This window comes from Microbacterium sp. (assembly GCF_039812165.1).
Lineage (GTDB): Bacteria > Actinomycetota > Actinomycetes > Actinomycetales > Microbacteriaceae > Microbacterium.
The window spans coordinates 1-4,865 of sequence record NZ_JBDIAB010000205.1 but is presented as its reverse complement, the minus strand read 5'-3'; the positions used below and the strand labels follow the sequence as shown (position 1 = coordinate 4,865).

The following is a 4,865-nucleotide window of genomic DNA, read 5'->3' as shown; positions in this document are numbered from 1 at the left end:
CGTGCCGCGGTACGATCGGCGGGCGACGGAAGGGGCACGCGTGATCCGACTCGCCACGATCGGCACCAGCATGATCACCGGACGGCTCATCGACGCGGCGGCCGCCGTGCCGGAGGTCGAGGTGACGACGGTGTACTCCCGAGACCGCGCGCGCGGCGAACGGTACGCGCGGGAGCACGGCATCCCGGGCGTGGCAGACGACCTCGCCGCGCTGCTCGCCTCGGACGAGGTGGATGCCGTCTACATCGCCTCGCCGAACGGCCTCCACGTCGAGCAGGCGCTCGCCGCCCTGAAGTCCGGCACGCACGTGCTGCTGGAGAAGCCCGCGGTGCCGACCGCCGCGGAGTGGGAGGCGCTCGTCTCCGCCGCCCGGGCTCACGGCGTCGTGCTGCTGGAGGCGATGCGCAACGTCTACGACCCCGGCATGGCCGGCATCCGGGCGCTGCTGCCGCGGCTCGGCACGCTCCGTCGCGCGTCGCTCGGCTACAGCCAGCGCTCCGCCCGATACGACCGCGTGCTGGCCGGCGAGCTGGTCAACATCTTCGACCCGGCGCTGTACGGCGGAGCCGCGTACGACCTCGGCGTCTACTGCGTGAGCGCGATGGTCGAGCTGTTCGGCGCGCCCGAGCGCGTGCTGGCCGCCTCGGTGCCGATCGCGACGGGCGCCGACGGCGCCGGGGTCGCCCTCGCCGTCTACCCGGGACTGGTGGTCGACGTGTCGTACTCGAAGATCACGGCGTCCGACCGCGTCAACGAGGTGCAGGGCGAGCTGGGCACGCTCACGTTCGACCACGTCACGCGGCCGCGTTCGGCGCGCGTGACGCTCCTCGACGGCACCACGACCGACCACGTCTTCGACGGCGTGGAGAACAACATGGTCTACGAGGTCGAGCGGTTCGCGGCGCTCGTCGACGGGGCGGATGCCACGACCGACCAGGCCCGCACCCTCGAGACGATCCGCGTGGTCGAGGCCGTCAAGGCCTGAGCCTCCTTGCGGGTGTCGGAGGCCCGGCGCATGCTGGGGCCATGCAGAAGATCACTCCCAACCTGTGGTTCGCGGGCGATGCGGCGGAGGGCGCCGAGCTGTACGCGTCGACCTTTCCGAATGCCCGGGTCGTGTCCACGTCGTACTACCCGGACGAGGGGCTGCCCGACTTCCAGCGGGAGTTCGCCGGCAAGCCCCTGACCGTGTCGGTCGAGATCGACGGCTTCCGGATCCAGCTCATCAACGCCGGGGCGAGCTATCGCCCGAACCCGTCGCTGTCGTTCATGGTGAACTTCGACCCGTCGAGCGATCCCGATGCGCGCGAACGCATCGACGACGTGTGGGCGAAGCTCGCCGACGGCGGCCGCGTGCTCATGCCCCTCGGGGAATATCCCTTCAGCGTGCGCTACGGCTGGGTCGAGGACCGCTTCGGCGTGAACTGGCAGCTCATCCTCACCGATCCGACCGGCGAGCCGCGCCCGTTCGTCATGCCGGCGTTCCTGTTCAGCGGCGACGCGCAGGACCGCGCCCGCGAGGCCGTCGACTACTACACGTCGGTGCTGCCCGACTCGCGGCTCGGGTCGCTCGTGGAGTACCCGCAGCAGTCCGGTCCGGCCGCGGCGGGCGCGGTGATGTTCGCCGACTTCACGCTCGCGGGCCAGTGGTTCGTCGCGATGGACTCGGCGGCCGAGATGTCGGAGGGCTTCACCCCGGGCTACTCGCTGTCGGTCGAGTGCGCCGACCAGGACGAGATCGACCGGCTGTGGGATGCCCTGTCGTCGGTGCCGGAGGCCGAGCAGTGCGGCTGGTGCGTCGATCGGTTCGGCGTCAGCTGGCAGGTCGTGCCCGAGCGGATGGACGAGCTCATGGAGGCCCCCGGCGCCTTCCAGGCCATGCTCGAGATGAAGAAGCTCGTGATCGCCGACCTCCACGCCTGACGGTCGGCCGGAGCCGGCGGCATCCGCGTCCCGTGCGGGCGGATGTCCCGGCTCGGGCCGACAGGGCGCCCGGCTCAGCCCCCGGACGCCCGCGGTCCGACGCCGGCTCAGCCGACCGGCGCCGAGCCGGGCAGCACGAGCGAGAGCACGAACACCCACACGCAGATCCAGGCCAGCATGCCGAGGCTGTACTTGATCGCCGCGCGCAGGATCTCGCCCTCGCGACCGGTCAGCCCCACCGCACCGGCGGCGATCGCGATCGACTGCGGCGAGACGACCTTCGCGACGGTGCCGCCGGCGGTGTTGGCGGCGACGAGCAGTGTCGGGTCGACGCCGATCTGGTGCGCCGTGACCGTCTGCAGCTGGGCGAACAGCGTGTTGTTGTTCACGACCGAGCCGGTGATGAACACCCCGAACCAGCCGATGATCGGGGCGAACAGCGGGAAGATCACGCCGACCGCGGCCAGGGCGTTGCCGATGCTCGCCGATCCGCCGGAGTAGTTCGCGATGTTCGCGACGACCAGGATCAGGGCGATCAGGGCGATCGCCTTCCACAGCATGTCGATCGTCGCGCGCAGCTCGCCCCAGAGCCGGCGGCTCTCGAGCGCGGGGGTCGTGAGGTACGAGACCACCACCGCGATGAGGATGGCGGTGCCCGTCGCCGACACGGGCGCCCAGGTCCACGCGGCGGTGACGGCGGCATCCTTCCCCGCCGGCACGACCACGTCGGTGATGCCGGGGATCGGGACGGCGAAGACGAGCCACGACAGCGGACCCTCCGGAGCGAACAGGGCCTTGAACCACGGGATCGACCACACGAAGATCACGGCGGTGAGGATGTAGAACGGGCTCCACGCGACGACGACGTCGCCGAAGTCCTGCTTGACCGGGGCCGGTGCCTCGCCGCCGTCCTCGCGGTAGATGCGCGCGGGACGCCAGGCGCGGCTGATCGCGAACACCGTCGCCATGCCGACCAGGCCCGGTCCGATGTCGGCCAGCTCCGGGCCGAGCGTGAAGAGGATCACCGCCTGCGTGCCGCTGTAGGCGAGGCTGACGCCGAGGGTCATCGGCAGCGTCTCGCGGACGCCCCGCACGCCGTCGAGGATCAGCACGAGGATGAACGGCACCGAGAACGTGAGCAGCTGCAGCACGAGCACCATGTACCAGCTGAGCTGCATGACGTCGACCTCGCCGACCTGGGCGCCCACGATGACCGGGATGCCGATCGCGCCGTAGGCTCCCGCGGCGACGTTCGCGACGAGCGACAGCATGGCGGCCTTGACCGGTCCGAACCCCAGCTGCACGAGCAGGGCCGCGCAGATCGCGATGGGCACGCCGAAGCCGGCCGCGCCCTCGAGGAACGCGCCGAAGCAGAAGCTGATCAGCAGCACCTGGACGCGCTGGTCGGGGGAGATGCCCGAGATGCTCGCGCGGATGACGTCGAAGCGTCCGCTCGCGACCGCGAGGCGGTACAGCCACACGGCCATGACGATGATGTAGGCGATCGGCCAGATCGCGGTGAGCAGGCCCAGCAGGCCGGCACCGGCGATGGAGCCGAGCGGCATGCCGAACGGGAAGATCGCGACGACGATCTGCAGCGCCACGGCGATGAGGCCCGCCTTGATGCCCGTCAGCTTGAAGACGACGAGGCACAGCAGGAAGACGAGGATCGGGATGATGGCGATGATCGCCGACAGCCACAGCTGCCCGGTCGGATCGATCGTCTGGTTCCACATGGTGAGGACTCCTTGGCTAGGGACGTGCCTCACGCTAGCGAGCGAGCGGTTCGCGGAGCCGATGCGGATGCCGTGGAAATCTGACGTTCACACGGGCGTGTCCCGCGTGTCATCCGCGGCCCCGGCGGGGTCGCTCGGCGGGTTGAGGCGCCGCGAGCGCGAGGGCGGAGGATACTTCCAGCCAACGGGCAGAGCTGCCCGTGGACGAGGGACGCCCATGGACGCCGAGAAGACCGTTCCCGCTGAGACATCGCCGCGCCCGCCGACGCGGAAGGGCTCGCTGCTGACGGCCGCGAGAAGCGTCTCGAAGGGGATCGTCTGGCTCGCCGGTCTCGGCGCCGCGATCGCGACGATCATCGGATGGACACAGCTCGCGGCCGCCGCGGCGAACCCGTACCGGGTCGAGTACCAGGCGCTGGACCGCCTCGGAACGGGCCTCGATGTCGCGCACTTCAATGCGGTGCTGGGCTCTCCGGCCGCCTCGATGCACATTCCCGGGCGCGGAGGCGAGGACTACGTCGAGCGCATCTACCTGCAACGCGACCACATCGTGTCGACGGTCAGCGACGAGAACGACGTGTCGGTGCAGTACACGGTGCTCTCGTGCGCTCCCGGCTTCCGACCCGAGATCATCACGCCGGGGGGCTCGGTCGTGCAGCTGAACACGGCGCCGTTGGAGCGCGCGGACTCGAGCGGGCGGGCGCCTGAAGCCGTCCACGTCCACACGCATGGAACGGCGTCCACTCCGCTGCACGTGACGGACGTCATGATCCGGGCGGGCGACGCGCAGTCGCGCTATCGCGGATACGGCTACGGGGCCAGCGACTTCTGCACGGACCGCGTCCTCGAGCTCGACGCCTTCTCGGGCCCGGCCGAGGGACTGGCGCCGCCGAGCGCCGAGTTCCGCCGGACCAGCCCCGCGAACTTCTACGTCGAGGCCGGAGACGGCTGGTTCCTCGACGAGGAGACGATGCTGTGGGTCGTTCCCGCCGACGAGAAGATCCCGTCCGGATATCTCGCCGAGATCGTGCGCGGCTGAGCCTCTTCGTCGACTCCGAGGCTCAGCGACCGCTGCGCCGGCCGCCGCCGTTCTGGCGGACGACCGAGCCCACCATGAGCTTCGGCGCGCCGCCGGCGTGCGAGGCGCGCCGGCCCGCGGTGCGAGGCCGACCGGCAGCGGGCTGCTGCGCGGAGCGGGCCTGCTGA

At 70.8% G+C, this 4,865-nt stretch carries 4 protein-coding genes; 3 read left to right on the top strand and 1 reads right to left on the bottom strand.

The genetic code is table 11. The features are described from left to right. Nucleotides 1-985, top strand: a 985-nt coding sequence (locus WML84_RS12865; RefSeq protein WP_347346538.1) for a Gfo/Idh/MocA family oxidoreductase, incomplete at its 5' end; no start/stop codon positions are given. Between the two features lie 41 nt (nt 986-1,026). Beyond that, nucleotides 1,027-1,923, top strand: coding sequence for a VOC family protein (locus WML84_RS12860; protein WP_347346537.1), 897 nt, complete (start codon nt 1,027-1,029; stop codon nt 1,921-1,923). Between the two features lie 107 nt (nt 1,924-2,030). Here WML84_RS12860 and WML84_RS12855 read toward each other — a convergent pair whose 3' ends face one another. Continuing rightward, nucleotides 2,031-3,659, bottom strand: coding sequence for an L-lactate permease (locus WML84_RS12855; RefSeq protein ID WP_347346536.1), 1,629 nt, complete (start codon nt 3,657-3,659; stop codon nt 2,031-2,033). Nucleotides 3,660-3,876: 217 nt separating this feature from the next. Between WML84_RS12855 and WML84_RS12850 the strand changes: the two genes are divergently transcribed. Next, entirely contained in the window at nt 3,877-4,698 is an 822-nt protein-coding gene (locus WML84_RS12850) for an ETEC_3214 domain-containing protein (protein WP_347346535.1), read from the top strand. The last annotated feature ends 167 nt before the right edge of the window (nt 4,699-4,865 follow it).